Below are 24,207 nucleotides of genomic sequence, written 5' to 3' on the forward strand. Positions count from 1 at the left end.
AGCCCTCACGTTACTGGGCGTCGGCGTTCGGCTCGGTAGGATCGGACCCCTCATGATGCAGCGAATCGACCTCCGCGGTGGCCTCCCCGCCCGTGCCGAACTCCTCCGACTCATGCCCCGCGCCGCCGGTGACGTGTCGCACGCGGTCGACGCCGCGCGCGAGTTGATCGAGGACGTCCGACACCGCGGGGCCGCGGCCCTGCACGACCAGGCCGAGCGCTTCGACGGCGGGGCTCCCGCGAATGTTCGTGTGCCCGCTGCCGAGATCACCGCAGCCGTGGCCGGGCTCACGCCCGAGGTCCGGGCAGCCCTCGACGAGGCCATCCGCCGTGTCCGGGCCGCGAGTGCCGCGCAGATCCCCGCCCCGTCCGTGACCACCCTGGCCGACGGCGCCGAGGTCCACCAGCGCTGGCAGCCGATGCGCCGTGTGGGGCTCTACGTGCCCGGGGGCAAGGCCGTCTACCCGTCCAGCGTCGTGATGAACGTCGTCGCGGCCCAGGTCGCGGGCGTGCCGTCGATCGCCCTCGTGTCGCCGCCGCAGCGTGACCACGGCGGCGCGGTGCACCCGACGATCCTCGCCGCGGCGGGGCTGCTCGGCATCGACGAGGTCTACGCGATGGGCGGCGCCGGAGCCGTCGGCGCGCTGGCGTACGGCGTCGCCGAGATCGACCTCGAGCCGGTCGACCTGGTCACCGGGCCTGGGAACAACTACGTCGCCGCCGCCAAGCGCCTGGTGCGCGGGGTGGTGGGCATCGACTCCGAGGCCGGGGCGACCGAGATCCTCGTGATCGCGGACGACACCGCGGACGCCGGGTTCGTGGCCGCCGACCTCATCAGCCAGGCCGAGCACGACGAGCAGGCCGGCAGCGTGCTGGTGACGACGTCCGCGGCGTTCGCCGACGCGGTGGAAGCCGCCATCCCGGAACGCACGGCGGTGCTCGGGACGGCTGCGCGCCTCCAGACCGCCCTGGACGGACCGCAGTCCGCGATCGTCCTGGTGGACTCGCTGACGGACGCCGCGACCGTGAGCAACGCCTACGGGCCGGAGCACCTCGAGATCCAGACGGTCGACGACGACGCCGTGCTGGCCGACATCGACGCCGCCGGTGCGGTGTTCGTCGGTCCGAGCACGCCGGTGAGCCTGGGGGACTACCTGGCCGGGTCGAACCACGTGCTGCCGACCGGCGGCCAGGCCCGGTTCGGGTCCGGGCTGTCCGCGTCGACGTTCCTGCGGCCCCAGCAGATCGTCCGGTACACGCCCGAGGCCCTGGCCGAGGTCGCCCCGCACATCGTCGCGCTGTCCACCGAGGAGCAGCTCCCCGCGCACGGGGCCGCCGTGACGGAGCGCACGAACCGATAGCCTGGGGAACGACATGTTCTGCCCCTTCTGCCGCCACCCGGACTCCCGCGTCGTCGACTCACGGACGAGCGACGACGGAACCTCCATCCGCCGCCGTCGACAGTGCCCCAACTGCGGTCGACGGTTCTCGACCACCGAGACCGCATCGCTCAACGTCGTGAAGCGCAACGGCGTCACCGAGCCGTTCAGCCGCGACAAGATCGTCTCCGGCGTGCGCAAGGCGTGCCAGGGGCGCCCGGTCACCGACGGTGACCTGGCCGTGCTCGCGCAGCGCGTCGAGGAGACCGTGCGGTCCTCCGGGTCCAGCCAGATCGACGCGAACGACATCGGCCTCGCGATCCTCGCGCCCCTCCGGGAGCTCGACGAGGTCGCCTACCTGCGGTTCGCGAGCGTCTACCAGGCGTTCGACTCGCTCGAGGACTTCGAGGACGCCATCGGCCAGCTCCGCCGCGACCACCACGCGGCATCCGACACGGCCGCCGGGTCGTCCACACCGTCCGGCACGCGCGCGTGAGCGGCATCGCCGAACGCATCGTGCGCGGCGGCTACCGCGTCGTGTTCCGCTCCGTGTTCGCGAACATGGACCCGGAACGTGCCCACCACCTGGCCTTCGCCGTCATCGCCGGGCTGCCCCGCGTGCCGTTCCTGAGCGGCGTCGTCGAGCGGTACTGCCGTCCCGCGGCGGCCGACGGCATCACCACGATGGGCATCCACTTCCCGTCGCGCTTCGGTCTGGCGGCCGGGTTCGACAAGGACGCCCGCGGCATCGCCGGTCTCGGCCTGCTCGGCTTCGGCCACGTCGAGGTCGGCACCATCACCGCCAAGCCGCAGCCCGGCAACGAGCGCCCGCGCCTGTTCCGGCTGATCGGCGACCGCGCCCTGATCAACCGCATGGGCTTCAACAACCACGGCGCCGCAGCGGCCGCCCGGCGCCTCGAGCGCGCCCGCCGCAACCCCGGTCGCCCCGTCATCGGCGTGAACATCGGCAAGAGCCGGGTGGTCTCCGTCGAGGACGCCATCGACGACTACCTCGAGTCGACCCGTCGGCTCGCGACGTTCGCGGACTACCTGGCGGTCAACGTCAGCTCGCCGAACACGCCCGGTCTGCGCGGACTGCAGGAACTCGACCAGCTCCGACCGCTGCTGTCCGCGGTGCGTGACGCCGCCGGCCGGACGCCGGTGCTCGTCAAGATCGCGCCGGACCTGACCGACGAGCAGATCGACGCGATCGCGGGCCTCGCGGTCGAGCTCGGGCTGTCCGGGGTGATCGCGAACAACACGACGATCTCCCGCGACGGGCTGACCGCCGATCCGTCCGACGTCGAGGCGATGGGTGCCGGGGGACTCTCCGGTGCGCCCGTCGCCACCCGCTCGCTCGAGGTGCTGCGTCGCGTCCGTGCCGCGGTGCCCGCCGACTTCTGCGTCATCGCTGTCGGTGGCGTGACCACCGAGCAGGACGTGCAGGACCGCATCGACGCCGGGGCCACGCTCGTGCAGGGCTACACGGCGTTCCTCTACGAGGGACCGACCTGGGCCGCGCGGATCAACCGGCTGCGCCGTCGGCGGCTGCGTCGCGCCGCGCGGTAGGCGCGACCACCTGACGGACTGGAGGCCCGTGGCGACACCGCCACGGGCCTCCAGTCCGTCGTGTGGGTGCGCCCACGGCCGCTTCGTGAGCAGGAATGGTCGGGTGCGCCGCGCCCACCCGACCATTCCTGCTCACGAAGCACGAGCGGGGGAGTGGGGGAGTGGGGGAGCGGGAACGACGAAGCGCCGCCCGGCAGGCCGGGCGGCGCTTCGTCGTGTTCGTGTGGCTAGAGCGTGGGGTACTGCCCGCGCCGGACCTGGGGCTTCGGCAGCCGCAGGAAGCGCAGCTGCCACGCCCGCGTGAGGATGTAGAGGAACGTGCCGCGCTGGAACTCGCCGAACTTGTTGGTGAGCTTGCGGCGGAGCGACAGCCACAGCACCACGCAGTCGATGATGAACAGCGCCACGAACGCCCACACGAGCAGGAGCGAGTAGGACGCGATGACCGTCTGCGCGGCCGCGAACCCGACGATCAGGAACAGCACGAGCACGGGCATCATGACCTCGCCGACGTTCCAGCGGGCGTCGATCCAGTCGCGGACGAAGCGTCGCTGCTCACCACGGTCCTTCGCCGGCAGGTAGCGCTCCTCGCCGTTGGCCATGCCGACCCGGGCACGCTCACGCTCCGAGTTGAGGCGGGCGCGGGCGGCCTTCTTGTCGACCGGCGTGTTGCCGACGAGGGGGCGGCGGTTCGCTGCCTCTCGCTCGCGGCGGGACGGCGTGGGGCGGCCCTTGCCCTGCTCGAGGAGCTCGGCCTCGGTCGGGTTGACGGTCGTGTTGGTCTTGGGGGCTGCCTTCGCCACGGTGCGTTCCTAACGGCGGTGTGCGTGCGGGATCTCCTCTAGATTACCGGGCATGACCGACAGCGAACAGCACAGCCCCGCGACCGACCCCGCGCTCCTCGACGCCCTGCGCGAACACGTGCAGGGTGCACTGCCCACGACGATCGCCGACCTGTCCGCGCTGGTGCGCCTGCCGTCGGTGTCCTGGTCGGCCTTCGACGCGTCGAACGTGCGCGCGAGTGCCGAGGCCGTCGCGGACCTCGCCCGGTCGACCGGGGTCTTCGGCGCGGACGACGTCCGGATCGTGCGGTCCGCGGTGTCCGGGTCGACGGCCGACGTCGCCGAGGCCGACGCGGAGACCGAGCTCGGCCAGCCCGCGGTGCTCGCGGTGCGCCCGGCGCGGAACGGCAAGCCGACGGTGATGCTCTACGCCCACCACGACGTGCAGCCGCAGGGCGACGAGGCCCTGTGGGAGACGCCGCCGTTCGAGCCGACCCTCCGCGGCGACCGCCTGTACGGCCGCGGCGCATCGGACGACAAGGCCGGTGTGATGACGCACATCGCGTCGCTCCGCGCGGTGCACGCCCAGTTCGGTGACGACCTCGACCTCGGGATCGTGCTCTTCGTCGAGGGCGAGGAGGAGTTCGGCTCCCGCTCGTTCCGCACGTTCCTGCGCGAGCAGAAGGAGCACCTCGCCGCCGACGTCATCGTCGTGGCGGACAGCGACAACTGGTCCACCGAGGTCCCGTCGATCACGGTCTCCCTGCGCGGCAACGTCACCTTCAAGCTCACCCTGACCACGCTCGAGCACGCCAGCCACAGCGGCATGTTCGGGGGAGCGGCCCCGGACGCGATGATCCCCATGGTGCGGCTGCTCGCCTCGCTGCACGACGCCGACGGGTCGGTCGCAGTCGAGGGGCTGTCCTCGTACGAGGCCGACGTGCCGGAGCGCACCGAGGACGAACTCGCCGTCGACGCCGCGCTCGTGCCCGGTGTCCGCCCGATCGGCACCGGCGCCGTGCTGTCCCGCATGTGGTTCCAGCCGTCGATCACGGTGACCGGCATGGACGTGCCGAGCGTCGCGAACGCCTCGAACACCCTGCTGCCCACGGTCTCGGCACGGGTCTCGGTCCGCGTCGCCCCCGGTCAGGACGCCCGGCAGGCGTCCGCGGCCGTCGAACGGCACCTGCGCGAGCACGTCCCGTTCGGCGCACGGATGGAGATCACCGAGCCGGACAGCGGCGACGGGTTCCTCGTCGACACCGCCGGCTGGGCGGTCCAGGAGGCCCGAACGGCCATGCGCGAGGGGTGGGGCGCCGAGGCGGTCGAGCAGGGCATCGGTGGGTCGATCCCGTTCGTGTCCGACCTCGCCGCGGAGTTCCCGGACGCGCAGATCCTGGTCACCGGCGTCGAGGACCCGGACACCCGCGCCCACAGCCCGAACGAGTCCCAGCACCTCGGTGTCCTGCACCGTGCCATCGCGTCGGAGACGATCCTGCTCGCCAGGCTCGCGACGCGCAGCTGAGGGTGCTTACAATCGACGCCAGGCGCGGTGACCAGCACCGCCCGGAGGGAGACGCGCGATGAGCGACACCATCACCGAAGCACCGGCGACCGAGACCCCGTCGCACGGCGTCCTCCTGAGTGACGCCGCTGCCGGCAAGGTGGCGAGCCTGCTCGAGCAGGAGGGCCGTGACGACCTGCGCCTGCGCCTCGCCGTCCAGCCCGGTGGCTGCTCCGGCCTGATCTACCAGCTCTACTTCGACGAGCGCCTGCTCGACGGTGACGTCACCGCCGAGTTCGACGGGGTCGAGGTCGTCGTCGACAAGATGAGCGTCCCGTACCTCGACGGCGCGACGATCGACTTCGAGGACACGATCCAGAAGCAGGGCTTCACGATCGACAACCCGAACGCGCAGGGCAGCTGCGCCTGTGGTGACAGCTTCCACTGATCGCCAGCGATCCGACACGCGAGCGGGGAGCGACCGGAAGGGTCGCTCCCCGCTCGCGTTCGTGTGACCGGACGTGGCCCGCTGGGGCGCGGTGTGACCGGGCGAAATCGTGCCCGCAGACGTGCGGATCGAGGCCAGAACCGTGTCGTGTGTGCGCGAGCGGTACCGAGCTGCGAGTAAGCTAGGAGTGTTCCAATCAAGCTGGGAGCCAGCCATGCGCCGCCTTCGTGCGGCTCGCCGTCGGACTCGACGGGCTGATCTCCGAAGCTCACGTCTTTTGCGAGAGGTAACAGTGCGTTCGAATCGCCGTATACGTTGGGCGGCCGTCCCGGTGGCCGTCGGTCTGGTCATCGCACTGGCTGGCTGCACGCAGCAGCAGATGAACGGATGGCTCCCCGGCACGGAGGAGACGAAGAACGTCACCAACCACACGAGCCGCATCGTCGGCCTGTGGACCACCAGCTGGGTCGTTCTCCTCGCCGTCGGTCTCATCGTCTGGGGCCTGATCATCTGGGCTGCGATCGTCTACCGCCGCCGGAAGGGCCAGACCGGCCTGCCCGTGCAGATGCGGTACAACATGCCGCTCGAGATCTTCTACACGATCGTGCCGCTGATCCTCGTGCTCGGCTTCTTCGCCTTCACCGCGAAGGACCAGGCCGCGATCGAGAAGCCCTTCGCCGACCCGGACGCCACCGTGCACGTGTACGGGAAGCGCTGGGCGTGGGACTTCAACTACATCAACAAGGACAACCCCGAAGAGAGCGTCTACTACCAGGGCATCCAGGCCCAGGAAGAAGAGAACGCCAACGGGGCGATCGACGAGTCGCAGCTGCCGACCCTCTACCTGCCGAAGGGCAAGAAGGTCGCGATCGAGCTCTCCTCGCGCGACGTCGACCACTCCTTCTGGGTCATCGACTTCCTGTACAAGAAGGACATGCTCCCGGGCAAGACCAACTGGGAGTACTTCATCCCGGAGAAGCTCGGCACGTACCAGGGCAAGTGCGCGGAGCTCTGCGGTGAGTACCACTCGCTGATGCTCTTCCAGGTGAAGGTCGTCACGCCGGCGCAGTACCAGGACTACCTCGACACCCTGAAGGACCAGGGCAAGGTCGGTCTGCTCGGTGACGAGTACAACACCAACACCAACGAACCGAACAACAAGGCGCCGGTCGAGGCGTCCAGCGAGAACAAGTAGGGGCTCGTCAGATGACAACGTCACTCGTCGGCCAACCGACCCAGACCTCGTCGCCGGACTTCCAGGCGTCGAAGGTGGGTCGGAAGGGCAACATCGTCGTCCGGTGGATCACCTCCACCGACCACAAGACCATCGGGTACATGTACCTGATCGCGTCGTTCATCTTCTTCCTGCTCGCAGGTGTGATGGCCCTCGTGATCCGTGCCCAGCTCTTCGAACCCGGCCTGCACGTGGTCGCGACGAAGGAGCAGTACAACCAGCTGTTCACGATGCACGGCACGATCATGCTGCTGATGTTCGCGACGCCGCTGTTCTCGGGCTTCGCGAACGCGATCATGCCGCTCCAGATCGGTGCGCCCGACGTCGCCTTCCCGCGACTCAACGGCTTCGCCTTCTGGCTCTACCTGTTCGGCTCGCTCATCGCGGTCGGCGGCTTCCTCACCCCGCAGGGCGCTGCCTCGTTCGGGTGGTTCGCCTACGCGCCACTGAGTGACACGACGTTCACACCAGGGCTCGGCGGCACACTCTGGGTCTTCGGGCTCGGCATGACCGGCTTCTCGACGATCCTCGGCGCGGTGAACTTCATCACCACCATCATCACGATGCGTGCCCCGGGTCTGACCATGTTCCGCATGTCGATCTTCACGTGGAACACCCTCGTGACGGCGCTCCTCGTCCTGATGGCCTTCCCGGTCCTCGCGACGGCGCTCTTCGGCCTCGGCCTCGACCGCGTGTTCGACGCGCAGATCTTCAACCCGGCCAACGGCGGGGCTCTGCTCTGGCAGCACCTGTTCTGGTTCTTCGGGCACCCCGAGGTCTACATCATCGCGCTGCCGTTCTTCGGCATCGTCTCCGAGGTCTTCCCGGTGTTCAGCCGCAAGCCGATCTTCGGGTACAAGACCCTCGTCTACGCGACCATCTCCATCGCGGCCCTCTCGGTCACGGTGTGGGCGCACCACATGTACGTCACCGGCGGAGTCCTGCTCCCGTGGTTCTCGCTCATGACGATGCTCATCGCGGTCCCGACCGGCGTGAAGATCTTCAACTGGGTCGGGACGATGTGGCGCGGTTCGGTCACGTTCGAGACGCCGCTGCTCTGGGCCCTCGGCTTCCTGATCACCTTCACCTTCGGTGGTCTGACCGGTGTCATCCTGGCGTCGCCGCCGCTCGACTTCCACGTGTCCGACTCGTACTTCGTCGTCGCGCACTTCCACTACGTGGTCTTCGGAACCGTCGTCTTCGCGATGTTCTCCGGCTTCTACTTCTGGTGGCCGAAGTGGACCGGCAAGATGCTCAACGAGCGTCTCGGCAAGATCCACTTCTGGCTCCTGTTCATCGGGTTCCACACCACGTTCCTCATCCAGCACTGGCTGGGCGTCATCGGCATGCCGCGTCGCTACGCGACCTACCTGCCGAACGACGGCTTCACCTGGATGAACCAGCTGTCGACGATCGGCTCGATGATCCTCGCGATCTCGTTCCTGCCGTTCATCTTCAACGTCTACGTGACCGCCCGGAACGCACCGAAGGTCGCCGTGAACGACCCGTGGGGCTACGGCCGCTCGCTCGAGTGGGCGACCTCCTGCCCGCCGCCGCGCCACAACTTCACGTCGATCCCGCGTATCCGTTCGGAGTCCCCGGCCTTCGACCTGAACCACCCCGAGGCCGGTGTGCCGATCGGTGTGGGTCCCGCGAAGGACGCCCCCGATGCCCCGACCTACGACGCCGCGAAGGGCGAGGTGAAGTAACGCCATGCGCGCGAACACCAACCTGTTCTGGATCCTCTTCGGGTTCTTCATCCTGGCGGACGCCGCCTACACGATCTGGGCGCTGATCTACTACGGCGAGCCCGAGTGGGTGGGCACCGTCGCCATCGGTCTGACCGGCCTGATGTCCGCGTTCATCGCGTTCTACCTCGGCAAGGTGATGTCGTCCCAGGGCGGCGTCCTGCCCGAGGACCGCCCGGACGCCAACATCGAGGACGGCGACGCCGAGCTCGGGCACTTCAGCCCCTGGTCGTGGTGGCCGATCCTGCTGGCCGCCGCGGTCGCCGTGTGCTTCCTCGGTGTGGCCGCCGGCCTGTGGATCGTCCCGATCGGACTCGTCCTCGTGGCGATCACCCTGGTCGGCTGGGTCTACGAGTACTACCGCGGCAACTTCGGGCACTGACCCGGCGCTGCAGCGCACCTGACACTTCGGGCGGCACCAGAACGGTGCCGCCCGAAGTGCGTCCAGGAGACGATCTCCGGTCCCGATCCGGAACAAACGGGCCCGCCCGCGACTTGACTGGAGCGGACCTCCCACCACAGCGAAAGGAGTCACCTCAGGTGACCGACAAGCGCACCCTCATCATCTTCGGCGCGACGGGCGACCTCGCCTCCCGCCTGCTCCTGCCGGGCCTCGGCACGTTCCTGCAGAGCGGCCGTGCCGTCCCCGTGCAGCTGATCGGCACGGGCCGCAGCGAGCGCAGTCCCGAGAAGTGGAAGGACATCGTCACGCAGTCCTTCGCGTCGCAGGACGTCAAGGGGCCGGAGGTCGACGCGACCATCGAGTCGACGCAGTTCATCCAGGGCGACCCCACCGACCCGAAGCACCTCGAGGCGCTCCTGGCCGCGGCCGAGTCCGAGCCGATCCTGTACTTCGCCCTCCCGCCGCAGATCGCCTCCGACATCTGCGAGGCGCTCGAGCACGTCGAGCTCCCCGAGGGCACGACCCTGGCGTTCGAGAAGCCCTTCGGCACGGACGTCGCCAGCGCCCAGGCCCTCAACGAGACGGTGCTGAAGCTGGTCCCGGAAGAGCGCGTGCACCGCACCGACCACTTCCTCGGACGCACCACGGTCCTGAACATCATCGGTCTGCGCTTCGCGAACCGCCTGTTCGAGCCGATCTGGAACGCCGACAACATCGAGAAGGTCGACGTCTTCTACGACGAGACCCTCGGTCTCGAGAACCGCGCCCAGTACTACGACGAGGCCGGCGCGATGGTGGACATGATCCAGTCGCACCTGCTGCAGATCCTCGGCATCGTGACGATGGACGCCCCGGCGGACATCGACGCGGTCGAGTTCCGCTCGTCCCTGGCCCGGGTGCTCCGTTCGACCCAGCTCAAGGGCGGCGACCCGAAGATCGCGTCGCGTCGCGCCGTCTACACGGCCGGCACGATCGACGGCAAGGAGCTGCCGTCGTACCAGGACGAGGACGGCGTCGACAAGTCGCGGAGCACCGAGACGCTCGCCGAGATCTCGGTCGAGGTCGACACGGCCCGCTGGAAGGGCGTTCCGTTCACACTGCGGTCCGGCAAGGCACTCGGCAACAGCCGGAAGGAGGTGCTGATCACCTTCAAGCCGGTCACCCGCCTGCCCTCCGGTCTGAGCGGTCGCCCGAAGGCGGACACGCTCCGGATCGTCCTGAACCCGGACGAGATCGAGCTGACCGTGTCGGCCAACGGCGGTGGCAACCCGTTCGAGATGGGCCAGGTCACCCTGTCGTCGTCGTTCAGCGACGGCGAGCTGACCCCCTACGGCGAGGTCCTGAACGGCATCTTCCACGACGACCCGCTGCTCTCCATCCGCGGTGACGTGGCCGAGCGCTGCTGGGAGATCGTGGAGCCGGTCGTCGCCGCGTGGAAGGCCGACGAGGTCCCGCTCGAGGAGTACCGCGCCGGTTCGCGCGGCCCGGCGGACTGGGAGTCGTCGTCCTGACGGACGCGCTGCCGACGTCCTGAACGGACGCCCTCACGGACGGGAGGCCCGGTGCCAGCTGGCACCGGGCCTCCCGTCCGTCGTGGAGTCGCCATCAGGGCATGGCGAGACGCATCAGGCGGGGGAGCCGGCGCGCTCACCCTCGCCGGTCCACGACCGGGTGCCGCCGTCGTGGACGGGCAACCGCGTGCGGTGCCCGACGGTCGCGCCACGGGCGCGCTCGATGGCGTCCGCTGCCGACACGAGCGTCAGGTGCGACAGCACCTGCGGGGTGTTGCCGATGTGGTGTCCGGTGGCGACGTCGATCTCCTCGGAGAGCATGCCGACGTCGTTCGCGTACCCGACGAGCACGTCCATCAGGCGCTCGGCGTCCTCGACCCGGCCCGAGGCAGCGTACTGCTCCACCAGCCAGAACGAGCACGCCAGGAACGGGTGCTCGGCGCCGGACAGCCCGTCGAAGCCGGCCGTCGTGCGGTAGCGGAGCACGAGGCCGTCGTCGCCGACCCGCAGGTCCTCCTCGATGGCGCGCACGGTGCCCGTCATCCGGGGGTCGTCGGCGCGGCAGAACCCGACCTGCGGCAGGACGAGCAGGCTCGCGTCGACCTCATCGGTGTCGTAGTGCTGGCGGAACGAACCGCGCTCGGCGTTCCAGCCGTGCTCCTCGATCTCGGCGCGGATGGTGTCGCGCAGGGTACGCCAGCGGTCGACGGGGCCCTCGAGGCCGAACTCCTCGACCGCGGCGACCCCGCGGTCGAACGCGGCCCAGATCATCACCCGCGAGTGCGTGAAGCTCCGCCGCGGCCCCCGCATCTCCCAGATGCCGTTGTCCGGCTCCTGCCAGTGCTCCTCGACGTAGCCGAGCAGTGCCCGCTGCAGCGCCCAGGAGTCGGCGTTCTCCTCGACCCCGAGCTCACGGGCGTCGTGCAGTGCCGCGAGCACCTCGCCGAAGACGTCACCCTGGTACTGCGTCGAGGCGCCGTTGCCGACGCGCACGGGTGTCGACCCGAGGTACCCGGGCAGCTCGGGCAGCTCCCGTTCGGGCAGCTCGCGTTCGCCGGCGATGCCGTACATGATCTGCACGTCGGCGGGGTCGCCCGCGATCGCGCGCAGCAGCCAGCCGCGCCAGTGCGTGGCCTCGTCGCGGTAGCCGTGCGCGATGAGCGACGCGAGCGCGAGGGAGGCGTCGCGGAGCCACACGTAGCGGTAGTCCCAGTTGCGTTCGCCACCGGGGTCCTCCGGCAGGCCCGTGGTCGCGGCGGCGACGACGCCACCGGTCTCGCCGTGGGTCATCGCGCGGAGGAACACCAGCGACCGTCGAGCGGCGTCGGCGTACCGGCCGGTGGTCTGCGCCGGGGCGGTCCACGCCGTCCACCACGAGATGGTGTGGGCGAGGGCCGCGTCGACGTCGAGCGGCTCCGGCGGCTCGCGGTGCGACGGGTACCAGGTGAGCACCGTGTCGAGCACGTCGCCGTCGTGGATCGTCGTGACGGCGGTGTGCCGGTGGTCGTCGGCGCGGAACTGCGGCCCCCGGACGATCACCGAGCCAGGACCCGCGGTCGCGAGCAGCGCCGGTTCGTCGTCGTCCCCGATCTGCCGGATCCACGGCAGGGCCCGCGAGTAGTCGAACCGGATCCGGAGCGTCTGCCGGAGCTCGACGGTGCCGCGGAGCCCGCGCACCCGGCGGACGATCGAGGGGCGGTGCGCGCCGACGGGCATGAACTCGGTGACCTCGACCACGCCGTCACGGGTGGTCCACACGGTCGAGAGCACCAGGGTGTCACCGTGGTACCGCCACTCGGCGGTGGCGTCGTCGTCGACGGGTCGCAGGGTCCAGTGCCCGTGGTCCTCGGTGCCGAGCAGCGAGGCGAAGGTGGACGAGCTGTCGAAGCGTGGCAGGCACGCCCAGTCGATGGTCCCGTCGCGACCGACCAGGGCAGCGGTGCCGGTGTCGCCGATCAGGGCGTGGTCCTCGATGCGGTTCGGCGGTGTGGTCGGTGCGGCTGGGTGCGGTGCGGCTGGGTGCGGTGCGGCTTCGGGTGATGCGGCTTCGGGCTGTGCGGCCGGCTCGGTGCTCATGGACCGATCGAACACCCGGTGCCCGAGCGCCGCGGTCGACCACGAGGTTGCCGGGCGGCGATCGTGATGAAGGGTCGCTCAGGCCGGGTCGGAGGCGTCGGACTCGATGATGCCGACCCGCGCGAGTTCGCTCCACAGGCCGGCGCCGTCCGGTGCGTACACCCAGGGCGCCGACGAGTCACGGGAGCGTTCCTGCGCCCGCGACCGGCCACCGGCCAGGACCGCTTCGCTCGTGGACAGCTGCCGGATGGCGACGCCCGCGACGTTGTCCGGATGCTCCCGCGAGAAGTCGCCGTAGAGGCTCTCGTCGTGCTGTCCGTCGTCGCCGACCAGGAGCCAGCGGACGTCCGGGAAGTCCTTCGCGAGCCGCCGCAGGTTCTCCTGCTTGTGCAGCTGCCCGCTGCGGAAGAAGCGGTCGTGGGTGGGACCCCAGTCGGTGAGCAGGAGCGTGCCGGACGGGTACATGTTGCGCGACAGGAAGCGCTGCAGCGTCGGGGCGACGTTCCACGCTCCGGTCGACAGGTAGACCGTCGGTGATCCTGGGTGCTGCGCGAGGATCCGTTCGTACAGCACGGACATGCCGGGCACGGGGCGGCGGGCGTGCTCGGTCAGCACGAACGAGTTCCAGGCGGCGAGCATGGGGCGGGGGAGCGAGGTCACCATGACGGTGTCGTCGATGTCGGACAGCAGCCCGAAGCGGGTGTCCGGGTGCACGACGAACACGTCGGCCTCGACGTCGCGCCCGCCGCCCGCCGACAGCCGTACGGTGCGCCAGCCGGGCTCGAGGTCGATCGGGACGATGGTGTCGACGACGCCGCCACGGTCGGTCTGCACCACGTGGGAGACACCGCCTGCCGTGACGGTGACCTCGGCGTGGTCGACGGCGACGCTCGTGAAGCTCTTCCAGCCGCGGACGCCCGCGTAGGAGACGTCGGAGGCGAGACCGCGGCGCGTCAGCAGCACACGGCAGAGGATGCGCACCCAACCGGGGGCACCGTAGCCGGTGTACGGGACCACCGTCGGGACGAGTCCGCGACGGCGCGCACGGTGCTCGCGGAACTCCTGGACGGCGTCCTCGATGCGGGCCGCGCGGTGCAGGAGCGGCTCGGCCAACGACGGCTCGTGGGGCGTCGGGTCGGGCATGGCGTCATCCTCCCACGGGCGCCTGACGAAACCCGCGCGCTGTACAGAACTGGTGCGTCGCAAGTGGTGAGTCGCAGCCACGTTCCAGGTGCGTTCTGCGAAAGTTGTCCCCGTCACACCAACCAACCGCGCTGGAGCGCAAGAGGAGAACACGTGCTCGTCACCGAGGTAACGAACGCTCTGCCGGGGGGATCATCACTGCTCAGGAACGAGCCGGTCCAAGCCCGCAGTTCGGCGCGCCTCGCCGGCCTCCTCGACGCCGCAGCCGCGGTGATCGACGAGATCGGGTTCGAACGGCTCACGACCGCCATGGTCGCCGAGCGCGCGGGGGCGTCGATCGGCACCGTCTACCGGTACTTCCCGGACCGCATCGCCGTGGTCGAGGCACTCGCGATCCGCTGCACCCAGCGGCTCGCCTCCCGCTTCGTCGAGGCGCTCGACGCCAGCGGCGCCGAGACCTGGCAGGACGCCAACGACGCGCTCATCGACATGACCGCAGAGATGTACCGCACCGAGCCCGGCTTCCGGGCCATCCGCTTCGGCGACCCGGCGGACACCGGAACGGGCGACGCGGAGGACCGCATGGGTGCGCTCGGCGCGGCCGTCGGCCAGATCATGCGCGACCGTTTCGGCTTGCCGGACGACGAGCGCATCACCCGCGCGTGGGTCGTCCTCGCCGAGTCCGGCCACGCGGTGCTGGCGCGGGCGCACCGCGATCGCGAGCACCCCGACACGGAGCTGATCGAGGAGTACCGCCGGATGAACCGCGCGCACCTGGAATCGGTGATCGCCGCGTCCTGACGATCCCGTCGGACCGGCGCGACACGCCGGAGACCGAACCGACCCGCCCGCGCCTCCGAACACCGAGGCGCGGGCGTCGTCGTCCCCCGTCGGATCGCGCAGTACCGGTGGTGTCCGCGGAACGAACCGTGGTCCGGAACCCGTCACGCGGCGTCGCGACCGAACCGATGTCGGCACCCCCGGGTACTCTCATCCGGAGTCGGGCTACCTCCGAACAGAAGGGCACCCCATGATCGAGTTCCGCTCGGTGCGCAAGACCTACCCGGACGGCACGACTGCGGTCGAGCACTTCGATCTGGTCATCCCGTCCCGGACCACCACCGTCTTCGTCGGATCCAGCGGCTGTGGCAAGACCACGCTGCTCCGCATGATCAACCGCATGGTCGACCCCACCTCCGGGACCGTCGAGATCGACGGCTCGGACGTCGCCGGGATCAACCCCGTCGAGCTCCGTCGCCACATCGGGTACGTCATGCAGAACTCCGGACTGCTGCCGCACCGCAAGGTCGTCGACAACATCGCGACCGTCCCGCTGCTGACCGGCGTATCCAAGGCCGACGCACGCAAGCGTGCTCTCGAGCTCATGGACACCGTCGGACTCGACCGTGCCTTCGCCGACCGGTACCCGTCACAGCTCTCCGGCGGCCAGCAGCAGCGCGTCGGTGTGGCCCGCGGGCTCGCCGTCGACCCGAACATCCTGCTCATGGACGAGCCGTTCGGTGCCGTCGACCCGCTGGTGCGGAACGACCTGCAGGACGAGCTCATCCGCCTGCAGCGCGAACTCGGCAAGACCGTCGTGTTCGTGACGCACGACATCGACGAGGCGTTCAAGCTCGGCGACCAGGTCGTCATCCTCAAGAAGGGCGGCGAGATCGCCCAGCAGGGGACGCCGGCCGAGATCCTCGCCGCACCCGCCGACGACTTCGTCGCCACGTTCATCGGTGCCGGCCGCGGGCGCCGCGCGCTCCGCGTCGAGCAGACCCCGACCGGTCCGATCGTCGTCGACGGTGAAGGCCGCGCAGCCGGCGTGCTGACGGGCCCGGTCGGGGTCGTCGACGCCGCCGAGGCCGTTCCGCAGTCCGATTCCCGAGCAGCAGAGGCCGGAGCGTCCCACGACGCACCGGGTGCCCCGGCGCAGGGTGGGGGCACCCGGTGAAGTGGGTGCTGGCGAACCTCGACACGATCTGGGACAACACGGTCTCCCACCTCGCGATCGCGATCCCGCCGATCATCGTCGCGTTCCTGCTGTCGATCCCGATCGGGTGGCTGGTGGTCCGGCTGCAGCGCCCCGGTGGGTCGCGCTTCGCATCGGGTGTGGGCAGCAGCATCGTGACCCTCGCCGGTCTGCTCTACGCCATCCCGTCGCTCGCCCTGTTCGTGGCACTGCCGAGCATCATCGGCACCGGCCTGCAGAGCCCGATCAACGTCGTCATCGGGCTGACCCTGTACGGCCTCGCCCTGATGGTCCGTTCCACGGTGGACGGGTTGACCTCGGTCGACTCCGAGACCAAGTCCGCGTCGACCGCCATGGGCTACTCGCCGGCGCAGCGGTTCTTCCGTGTGGAGCTCCCGCTCGCCGGTCCGGTCCTGCTGGCCGGCCTCCGGGTGGTCTCGGTCTCCACGATCTCGCTGACCACGGTCGGGGCGGTCCTCGGCATCCCGAGTCTCGGCCTGCTGTTCACCGACGGCCTGGGGCGCGGGATCTACGAGGAGATCCTCTCCGGCATCGTGATGGTGCTCGTGCTCGCCTTCGCCCTCGACGGCCTCCTCGTGCTGCTCGGGCGCCTGGTCATGCCGTGGACCCGGACGAACTCGGTGTCACGCCGACAGGCTCGCCGAGTCCTGCAAGCAGCGGAGGTCTCCTCGTGATCATCGGTCAGGCCTTCGCGTGGGTGTTCGACCCCACGAACTACGGCGGGTACAACGGCATCCCCACGCGCCTCTGGGAGCACGTCTGGATCACCCTGCTCGCGGTGCTCATCGCCGCGGTCATCGCCGTGCCGGTCGGGTACGCGATCGGTCACACCCGCCGCGCTCGTGGCTTCTCGATCGCGGTGTCCGGCGGGGTGCGGGCGCTCCCGACGCTCGGCGTGCTCTCGCTGTTCGGGCTGCTGCTCGGCATCGGGCTGCAGGCTCCCTTGCTCGCCCTCGTCATCCTGGCGATCCCGTCGGTGCTCGCCGGTGCGTACTCGGGCATCGAGTCCGTCGACCCGGGGGTCGTCGACGCCGCGAAGGCCCAGGGCATGACCGGCTGGCAGATCCTGTGGAAGGTCGAGATCCCGCTCGGGCTCCCGCTGCTGATCGGTGGCATCCGCGCCGCGGTGCTACAGGTCGTCGCGACGGCCACGCTCGCCGCGTACGTCGGGGCCGGCGGCCTCGGCGGCTACTTCTTCCTCGGCCTGAAGACCCAGGACTACGCCGAGATGCTCGGCGCCTCCATCCTCGTGATCGCCCTCGCGATCGCGTTCGAGATCGTGTTCGCCGTGCTGCAGCGGGCGGCGGTGCCGAAGGGCACCGCGGACCCGTCGGCCCGACAGCGTCAGGGGTCGCGTGAGCGAGCCCGCAATCCACTCCCGGAAGGAAATCCCTCGTGATCACAGCACCCAAGATCCGCGCCGGTGTCGCCGCCGCGATGGCGGTGGGCGTCGTCGCCGCCCTCGCCGGCTGCGCGTCGAGCGACCCGCTCGACAGCGGTTCCAGCGACTCGTCCGACTCGAAGACCATCGTCGTCGGCTCGCAGCAGTACTACTCGAACGAGATCATCGCCGAGCTGTACGCGCAGGTCCTCGAGAAGGACGGCTTCGACGTGAAGCGCAACTTCAACATCGGGCAGCGTGAGGTCTACATCCCGCAGCTCGAGAAGGGCGCCATCGACGTCATGCCCGAGTACAGCGGCAACCTGCTGCAGTACTTCGACAAGGACTCGGACGCGAAGACCGCCGACCAGATTGACGACGGGCTCGACAAGGCCCTGCCGAAGGGCCTCCGGGTCCTCGACGAGGCCGACGCGACCGACCAGGACAGCTACACCGTCACGAAGAAGTTCTCCGAGGACAACGACGTCACGAGCCTGGCCGACCTGAAGAACGTCGACGAGAAGCTCACCGTGGGGGCCAACTCCGAGAACCAGACGCGGCCGTACGGCCCGAAGGGGCTCAAGTCGGTCTACGGCGTCGACGTCGACTTCAAGGCGATCGAGGACGGCGGCGGCGCCCTGACCGTCAAGGCACTCAAGGACGACACCGTCCAGCTGGCCGACATCTACACCGCTGACCCGAGCATCAAGGCGAACGGCTTCGTCACGCTGAAGGACCCGGAGAACCTGATCCTGCCGCAAAACGTCGTGCCGGTCGTCTCGAAGAAGGTCAACGAGAAGGCTGCGGACGCGATCGACTCGGTCAACGAGAAGCTCACGACCGATGCCCTGATCGAGCTCAACACCAAGAGCACGGCCGACAAGGAGAAGGCGTCCACCATCGCCGAGGACTGGCTCAAGGCCGAGGGTCTGCTGTAACCACAGCCCTGCGAACAAAGCGACAGGCGTCGGGTATCCACCCGGCGCCTGTCGTCGTTCGTGGAGCAGGCAGCGCGAACATCCGTGCCGCACGGTTGTGCCGTGCAGGGGCTCTGCACGTTTGTGCACGGACTCGTTCTACAACTTGTCGAAGTGCGATGCAGCGCGATAGCGTTGGGGTGTCCCAAGGGCTGTGACACCTGATGTATCCGTTCCACAGGAAGCAACTGACGTGCACGAACAGCGCGCGGCCACCCGTCTCGGAATCGCCGCATGAACGACCTCCTCGATCCGCTCCTCCTGTCGCGGTGGCAGTTCGGTCTGACGACCATCTACCACTTCCTCTTCGTCCCGCTGACGATCGGCATGGCAGCCGTGGTGGCCGTGTTCCAGACCGCCTGGTACCGGACCGGCCGCGCGCACTACCTGCAGCTGACGCGGTTCTTCGGGCGGATCTTCCTGATCAACTTCGCGATGGGTGTCGTGACGGGCATCGTGCAGGAGTTCCAGTTCGGCATGAACTGGTCGAACTATTCGCGCTTCGTCGGTGACGTCTTCGGCGCACCGCTCGCGCTCGAGGGGATCCTGGCGTTCTTCTTCGAAGCGGCCTTCATCGGCATCTGGATCTTCGGCTGGGACCGCCTGCCCAAGGGGTTGCACCTGGCGAGCATCTGGTGCGTGAGCGCCGGCACGATCATGTCGGCGTACTTCATCATCGCCGCGAACGCGTTCATGCAGCACCCGGTCGGCTTCGCGATGAACGAGGCCAAGGGCCGTGCGGAGCTCACCGACATCTGGGCGGTGCTCGGCAACAAGGTCGCCCTGGCCGCGTTCCCGCACACGCTCTTCGCCTGCTTCATGGTCGCCGCGGCGGTCATCATCTCGGTCGCGGCCTACCACCTGGCCCGCAACCAGAACCTCGAGACGATGCTGCCGGCGCTGAAGTTCGGCATGTGGACCATGCTCGCGGCCGGCGCGCTGACCGTCCTGACCGGCGACCAGCTCGGGCTGACGATGGTCGACACGCAGCCGATGAAGATGGCGGCGGCCGAGGCGCTGTACAACACCGCGACCGGCAAGGACGCCTCGTTCTCGATCTTCACGCTCGGCACCCCCGACGGTGTGCACGAGCTGTTCTCGATCCGGGTGCCGTACCTGCTGTCGTTCCTGTCGACGCACACGTTCAACGGCACGGTCGAGGGCATCAACGACCTGCAGGCGCAGTACACGCAGGTGTACGGCCCCGGCGACTACAAGCCGATCATCTGGGTCACCTACTGGTCGTTCCGCTGGATGATCGCCCTCGGCGTCGGCGCGGTCATGGTCTCGCTGGTCGGGCTGTGGCTGACCCGCAAGGGCCGGTTCCCGACCCAGCGCTGGGTGTGGCGCATCGCCACCTGGACGGTGCCGCTGCCGATGGCCGCGATGATCGTCGGCTGGGTCTTCACCGAGATGGGCCGCCAGCCGTGGCTCGTGTTCGGGCTGCTCCAGACGAAGGACGGTGTGTCGCCGAACGTGACCGGGCTCGAGGTCCTCATCTCGCTGCTGGTCTTCACCCTGATCTACGGCTCGCTGGCCGTCGTCGAGTTCAAGCTCATCAAGAAGGTCGCGCAAGAGGGGCCCGCCGACCCGGACGAGGTCGACGAGGAGACCGGCGAGGTCAAGCACGAAGTGACGGTCTACTAGAAATGGACGCTGCCTGATGGATCTCCCCGTTCTCTGGTTCGCGATCGTCGGCGTCTTCTTCGTCGGCTACTTCGTCCTCGACGGATTCGACTTCGGTGTCGGTATGTCCCTGCCGTTCCTCGGCAAGGACGACACCGACCGTCGGGTCCTGATCAACACCATCGGCCCGGTCTGGGACCTCAACGAGACCTGGGTCATCGTCGCCGGGGCCTGCCTGTTCGCGGCGTTCCCGGAGTGGTACGCCACGATGTTCTCCGGCTTCTACCTGGCGCTGCTGCTCATCCTCGCTGCACTCATCCTGCGAGGGGTGTCGTTCGAGTACCGGCACCAGAACAAGCACCTCGAGTGGAAGCGCCGCTTCGACCTGATGATCATCGTCGGCAGTGCCGTGCCGTCGTTCCTGTGGGGCGTCGCGTTCGGCAACGTCGTCCGTGGGATCCCGATGGACGCCGGGCACAACTACACCGGCACGATCTTCGACCTGCTCAACCCGTTCGCGCTGCTGACCGGTGCCGCGACGCTGCTGGTGTTCTTCACCCACGGGGTCGTCTTCGTCGCGCTGAAGACCGAGGGCGACATCCGCGTCCGCGCCAAGCGCCTGGCGACCCGGGCCGGCATCGTCACGATCGTCGTCGGCGCCGCGTTCCTGGTGTCGATGGCCTTCGTCCGGGCCACCCCGGCCTCGCTGGTGCTCTCCGTGGTCGCCGCCCTCACCCTGGTGCTCGCGGTGCTCTGCAACGCCTGGGGCAAGGAGGGGCGTGCCTTCACCCTGATGGCGGTCACCATCGCCGCGATCGTGCTCGCGATGTTCACGGCGATCTTCCCCGACGTCATGCCGGCCTCGAACGACGTCGCGAACAGCCTGAACGTGTACAACGCCTCGTCCGGGTCGTACACGCTGACCGTGATGAGCTGGGTCGCGCTGATCTTCGTGCCCCTGGTCTTCGCGTACCAGGCCTGGACCTACTGGGTGTTCCGCAAGCGCGTCTCCCGCGCCCAGGTCACCGCGGCCGCGCACTAGGCAGACGACGATGAAGCCCCTCGACCCCAGACTCCTGCGGTTGTCCCGGACGGCGCGCGGCTTCATCGTCGCCGCCGCCGGCACCGGTGTCCTCCGCACGCTCGCGACCATCGCGATCGCGTGGGGGATCGCTGCGGCCGTCACCCTCGGGGTCGACGCCGTCGGCGACGGCAGGGTGCCGACGGCGTTCGGGCAGGCGCTCGCGCTGCTCGGCGGGGCGTTCGTCCTGCGTGCGGTGGCCGCGTGGGCGACGGACGACCTGGCGGCGCGCGCTGCTGCGAAGGTGAAGAGCGAGATGCGCACGACGGTGCTCGCCCGCGCCGCCGAGCGCGGTCCGTCGTGGCTCGCGGGCCGGTCGAGCGCCGGCTTCGCCACCACACTCGGTCCCGGGCTCGACGCACTCGACGCCTACTTCGGCCGGTACCTGCCGCAGCTCGCGCTCACCGCGATCGCGACGCCGATGCTCCTGGTCGCGATCGGCCTGGGCGACCTGACGAGCGGGCTGATCATCCTGTTCGCCCTGCCGGTGATCCCGGTCTTCATGATCCTGATCGGCCTGGCCACGCAGTCGCTGCAGCGGAAGCAGTCGGACGCCCTCGCGAAGCTCGGTGGCGCCTTCACCGAGGCGGTCGAGGGGCTCGCCACGCTCAAGGTCTTCGGTCGTGCGCGCCGCCAGGTCGGTCGCATCGGGGCGGTCACCGACGAGTACCGTCGCGGCACGATCGCCGTCCTCCGGCTGTCGTTCATGAGCGGCTTCGCGCTCGAGCTCGCGGCGAGCCTGTCCGTCGCACTGGTCGCCGTCTCGATCGGCATCCGCCTGGTGGACGGCTCGCTCGGCCTCGGCGCCGCGATGTTCGTGCTCGTGCTGGCACCGGAGGCGTTCGCCCCCATCCGTCAGGTCGGCGCCGACTTCCACGCCGCCCAGGACGGCGTCGAGGCATCGGCCGCGGTGCTCGACGTGCTGGCCGACGACGAGACCGCGTCGCCGTCTGCGACCGGCAGCAGCGGCGGCAGCGGGACCGACACGGACCCCGCAGCACCCGCATCCGTCGTGGACGTCCGAGGGCTCGACGTCCGCGGGCTCACCGTCCGCCGACCCGACGTCGTGATCGGGCCGTTCGACCTGCACGCCGAGCCCGGCACCGTCGTCGTGCTGGCCGGCCCGAGCGGTTCCGGCAAGTCGAGCATCATCGCCGCACTCCGCGGTGTCCTACCGCACGACGGTGTCGTCACCGTGCCCGGCCCGGCCGGTGCCTCCGTCGCCGAGCGCACCACCTGGGCCGACCAGCGGCCGCGTCTCGTCCGCGGGACGATCGCCGAGAACGTCGCGCTCAGCGCGACCCCCGACGACGCCGACGTGCGCACCGCCCTGGGCGACACGGGGCTGGGACTCGACCCGGGCCTCCCGGTCGGCGCCGGTGGCAGCGGACTGTCCGGCGGCCAGGCCCAGCGTGTCGCCGTCGCACGCGCGCTGTACCGCGCGCGCCGCGCCGCCACGCCCCTCGTGCTGCTCGACGAGCCGACGTCCGCGCTGGACGCCGAGTCCGAGGAACGCGTCATCGCGGCAGCCCGAGGCTTGGCGGCCGACGGCGCCGTCGTCGTGGTCGCCAGCCACCGACCCGCGGTCGTCGCCGCGGCCGACGTCCGCGTGGACGTCGGCGCCGGCGGGTCCGTGACGGTCCGCAGGGGGGTGCGCGCATGAGCCGGGAGGCCCGTGGCGGCTCCGTCCTACGGCTCGCGATGCCGCACGGGTCGGGTTGGGCGAAGGCGGTCGCCGCCGGGTCGCTCAGCGCGGTCTGCGCCGTCGCGCTCCTCGCCGCGAGCGGCTACCTGATCACCCGTGCCGCCGAGCACCCGCCGATCCTGTACCTGACGCTCGTGATGGTCGGCGTGCGTGCCTTCGCGCTGGGGCGTGCCGTGCTCCGGTACGTCGACCGGCTCGCCGGGCACGACGCGTCCTTCCGGCAACTGGCCGTGGTGCGGACGGAGATGTACCGGCGGCTGGCGTCGATCGCTCCCGCCGGACTCGGGCGGACCGGACGCGGCGACCTCATGACGCGCCTGGTGACCGACACCGACCGGCTGCAGGACCTGCCGATCCGCGTCGTCGGGCCGCTCGTCTCCGCCGGGGTCGTCGCGGTGCTGTCGGTCGTCGCCGTGGCGCTCGTGTCGGTGCCGGCGGCGCTCGTACTCGTCCTCGCGCTGGCGGTCGCGGCCCTGGTCGGCACGATCGTCACCCGGGCCATCGCCGAGCGCTCGGACCGCGAGACCGCCGCCGACCGGGGTCGCGTCGCGGACCTGGTGCTCGACACCGTCCGGACGCTCGACGTCTTCGCCGCGTACGGCACCCTCGACGAGCGGCTCGCGCACATCGCCCGGCTCGACGCGGGTGTCACCCGGGCCGTCCGGCGCCGTGGCACGGTCGAGTCGCTCGTCGGTGCCCTGGTCGGCCTGGTCGGTGGCGGTGCGGTGATCGGGATCCTCGCCGTCGGTGCCCCCGCGGTGGTGTCCGGTGCGCTCGACGGTCCGCTCTGGGCACTGGCGGTCTTCGTGCCGCTGGCGCTCTTCGAGGTCGTCGGGACCGTCCCGCTCGCCGTCCTGACGCTCCGCCGGGTGCGTGCTGCGGCCGAACGGGTCGAGCAGGTCGTGCCCGCCGAGGTGCCCGTCGGCATCGTCCCCGAGCCCGACGAGGACGCCGACCCGGCGTCGCTCGTGGTCGAGGGGCCGGTCACGCTCGCCGTGCAGGACCTGACCGTCCGCTGGCCCGGTGCTGCCGAGCCCGCGGTCGACGGGGTCTCGTTCACGCTCGCACCCGGTGAGGTCGTCGTGCTCCAGGGGCCGAGCGGTGCCGGCAAGTCGACCCTGGTCGACGCGCTCGTCCGGTTCGTGGAGCACGAGGGCTCCTACACGCTCGACGGCGTCGAGGCGAAGGCGATGCACCCCGACGCGGTGCGGGCCCGGGTCGGCCTGATCGAACAGGACCCGTTCGTGTTCGACCAGTCGGTGCGGCAGAACCTGCTCTTCGCCCGTGAGACCGCGACCGACGACGAACTGCTCGCCGTGCTCGACCGGGTCGGCCTGGGGGACTGGGTCGTCCGGCGGGGCGGACTCGACGCCTCGGTCGGGGAACGCGGCGTCCTCGTGTCCGGCGGCCAGGCCCACCGGCTCGCGCTCGCCCGCGCACTCCTGCACGCGTTCCCGGTGCTGGTGCTCGACGAACCGACCGCCGACGTCGACCCGGACCTCGGGGACACCGTGCTGCGCGACCTCGTCACCACGGCCCGCGCAGCGGGTCGGACGGTCGTCATCGTGTCGCACGTCCCGGTGGCGCCGGACCTGGTCGACCGCACCCTGCGGATGCGGGACGGACGCCTGCTCGCCGGGTGAGC

At 70.1% G+C, this 24,207-nt stretch carries 21 protein-coding genes; 18 read left to right on the forward strand and 3 right to left on the reverse strand.

Features of this window, described 5'->3' with window-relative positions; translation table 11 throughout:
- The first annotated feature begins 52 nt into the window (after positions 1 to 52).
- From hisD to DEI96_RS07555, 3 genes are read left to right on the forward strand one after another with little or no spacing between them, the layout of a single operon-like run.
- Complete coding sequence (gene hisD / locus DEI96_RS07545; protein WP_111023126.1) at positions 53 to 1,360, forward strand: histidinol dehydrogenase; 1,308 nt, start codon at positions 53 to 55, stop codon at positions 1,358 to 1,360.
- 13 nt (positions 1,361 to 1,373) lie between these two features.
- Positions 1,374 to 1,874 (forward strand): transcriptional regulator NrdR, encoded by a 501-nt coding sequence (gene nrdR, locus DEI96_RS07550; RefSeq protein WP_111023127.1) that lies wholly within the window; start codon positions 1,374 to 1,376, stop codon positions 1,872 to 1,874.
- Complete coding sequence (locus DEI96_RS07555; RefSeq protein ID WP_111023128.1) at positions 1,871 to 2,947, forward strand: quinone-dependent dihydroorotate dehydrogenase; 1,077 nt, start codon at positions 1,871 to 1,873, stop codon at positions 2,945 to 2,947. Before nrdR ends, DEI96_RS07555 begins: the two co-directional genes overlap by 4 nt.
- Before the next feature lie 227 nt (positions 2,948 to 3,174).
- On the opposite strand, the gene DEI96_RS07560 is transcribed toward DEI96_RS07555, so the two are convergent.
- Positions 3,175 to 3,750, reverse strand: coding sequence for a DUF3043 domain-containing protein (locus DEI96_RS07560; protein WP_111023129.1), 576 nt, complete (start codon positions 3,748 to 3,750; stop codon positions 3,175 to 3,177).
- A 52-nt stretch (positions 3,751 to 3,802) separates the two neighbouring features.
- Between DEI96_RS07560 and DEI96_RS07565 the strand changes: the two genes are divergently transcribed.
- From DEI96_RS07565 to DEI96_RS07590, 6 genes are all read left to right on the forward strand, one after another.
- Positions 3,803 to 5,254, forward strand: coding sequence for a dipeptidase (locus tag DEI96_RS07565; protein WP_111023130.1), 1,452 nt, complete (start codon positions 3,803 to 3,805; stop codon positions 5,252 to 5,254).
- A gap of 58 nt (positions 5,255 to 5,312) precedes the next feature.
- A complete protein-coding gene (locus DEI96_RS07570) occupies positions 5,313 to 5,681 on the forward strand; it encodes a HesB/IscA family protein (RefSeq protein ID WP_209130802.1) in 369 nt (122 codons plus the stop codon).
- Positions 5,682 to 5,973: 292 nt separating this feature from the next.
- Positions 5,974 to 6,876 (forward strand): aa3-type cytochrome oxidase subunit II, encoded by a 903-nt coding sequence (gene ctaC, locus DEI96_RS07575; RefSeq protein ID WP_027465265.1) that lies wholly within the window; start codon positions 5,974 to 5,976, stop codon positions 6,874 to 6,876.
- An 11-nt stretch (positions 6,877 to 6,887) separates the two neighbouring features.
- Positions 6,888 to 8,624 carry an aa3-type cytochrome oxidase subunit I gene (ctaD, locus tag DEI96_RS07580; RefSeq protein WP_027465266.1) on the forward strand — a complete coding sequence of 579 codons (1,737 nt, stop codon included), beginning with the start codon at positions 6,888 to 6,890 and terminating at the stop codon, positions 8,622 to 8,624.
- 4 nt (positions 8,625 to 8,628) lie between these two features.
- Positions 8,629 to 9,045, forward strand: a complete 417-nt coding sequence (locus DEI96_RS07585) for a cytochrome c oxidase subunit 4 (RefSeq protein ID WP_071245740.1) — start codon at positions 8,629 to 8,631, stop codon at positions 9,043 to 9,045.
- A 158-nt stretch (positions 9,046 to 9,203) separates the two neighbouring features.
- Positions 9,204 to 10,577 (forward strand): glucose-6-phosphate dehydrogenase, encoded by a 1,374-nt coding sequence (locus DEI96_RS07590; protein ID WP_111023131.1) that lies wholly within the window; start codon positions 9,204 to 9,206, stop codon positions 10,575 to 10,577.
- Between the two features lie 114 nt (positions 10,578 to 10,691).
- Here DEI96_RS07590 and DEI96_RS07595 read toward each other — a convergent pair whose 3' ends face one another.
- Positions 10,692 to 12,653, reverse strand: a complete 1,962-nt coding sequence (locus DEI96_RS07595; protein WP_258372793.1) for a glycoside hydrolase family 15 protein — start codon at positions 12,651 to 12,653, stop codon at positions 10,692 to 10,694.
- Positions 12,654 to 12,731: 78 nt separating this feature from the next.
- The gene (locus DEI96_RS07600; RefSeq protein ID WP_111023132.1) at positions 12,732 to 13,796 is read right to left on the reverse strand and encodes an App1 family protein phosphatidate phosphatase; all 1,065 of its coding nucleotides are present in this window, start codon (positions 13,794 to 13,796) and stop codon (positions 12,732 to 12,734) included.
- 153 nt (positions 13,797 to 13,949) lie between these two features.
- Between DEI96_RS07600 and DEI96_RS07605 the strand changes: the two genes are divergently transcribed.
- The 9 genes from DEI96_RS07605 (at position 13,950) to cydC (ending at position 24,205) form a co-directional block, all read left to right on the forward strand.
- Positions 13,950 to 14,597, forward strand: a complete 648-nt coding sequence (locus DEI96_RS07605) for a TetR/AcrR family transcriptional regulator (RefSeq protein WP_111023133.1) — start codon at positions 13,950 to 13,952, stop codon at positions 14,595 to 14,597.
- 229 nt (positions 14,598 to 14,826) lie between these two features.
- Positions 14,827 to 15,753, forward strand: coding sequence for an ABC transporter ATP-binding protein (locus DEI96_RS07610; protein WP_027465271.1), 927 nt, complete (start codon positions 14,827 to 14,829; stop codon positions 15,751 to 15,753).
- Positions 15,750 to 16,466: an ABC transporter permease gene (locus DEI96_RS07615; protein ID WP_110864634.1), complete on the forward strand. Its 717-nt coding sequence runs from the start codon at positions 15,750 to 15,752 to the stop codon at positions 16,464 to 16,466. The genes DEI96_RS07610 and DEI96_RS07615 overlap by 4 nt, the downstream gene beginning before the upstream one ends.
- Complete coding sequence (locus DEI96_RS07620) at positions 16,463 to 17,191, forward strand: ABC transporter permease (RefSeq protein ID WP_071405717.1); 729 nt, start codon at positions 16,463 to 16,465, stop codon at positions 17,189 to 17,191. The genes DEI96_RS07615 and DEI96_RS07620 overlap by 4 nt, the downstream gene beginning before the upstream one ends.
- Positions 17,188 to 18,111: an ABC transporter substrate-binding protein gene (locus DEI96_RS07625; RefSeq protein WP_111023134.1), complete on the forward strand. Its 924-nt coding sequence runs from the start codon at positions 17,188 to 17,190 to the stop codon at positions 18,109 to 18,111. The genes DEI96_RS07620 and DEI96_RS07625 overlap by 4 nt, the downstream gene beginning before the upstream one ends.
- 273 nt (positions 18,112 to 18,384) lie before the next feature.
- Positions 18,385 to 19,797 (forward strand): cytochrome ubiquinol oxidase subunit I, encoded by a 1,413-nt coding sequence (locus DEI96_RS07630; RefSeq protein WP_071405716.1) that lies wholly within the window; start codon positions 18,385 to 18,387, stop codon positions 19,795 to 19,797.
- Positions 19,798 to 19,813: 16 nt separating this feature from the next.
- On the forward strand, positions 19,814 to 20,818 hold the full coding sequence (cydB, locus tag DEI96_RS07635) for a cytochrome d ubiquinol oxidase subunit II (RefSeq protein ID WP_071405715.1): 1,005 nt from the start codon (positions 19,814 to 19,816) through the stop codon (positions 20,816 to 20,818).
- Between the two features lie 10 nt (positions 20,819 to 20,828).
- Positions 20,829 to 22,520, forward strand: coding sequence for a thiol reductant ABC exporter subunit CydD (gene cydD, locus DEI96_RS07640; protein ID WP_111023135.1), 1,692 nt, complete (start codon positions 20,829 to 20,831; stop codon positions 22,518 to 22,520).
- Complete coding sequence (gene cydC / locus DEI96_RS07645) at positions 22,517 to 24,205, forward strand: thiol reductant ABC exporter subunit CydC (RefSeq protein ID WP_111023136.1); 1,689 nt, start codon at positions 22,517 to 22,519, stop codon at positions 24,203 to 24,205. Before cydD ends, cydC begins: the two co-directional genes overlap by 4 nt.
- The last annotated feature ends 2 nt before the right edge of the window (positions 24,206 to 24,207 follow it).

It is taken from the genome of Curtobacterium sp. MCLR17_031 (assembly GCF_003234775.2).
In the GTDB taxonomy this organism is placed as follows: domain Bacteria; phylum Actinomycetota; class Actinomycetes; order Actinomycetales; family Microbacteriaceae; genus Curtobacterium; species Curtobacterium flaccumfaciens.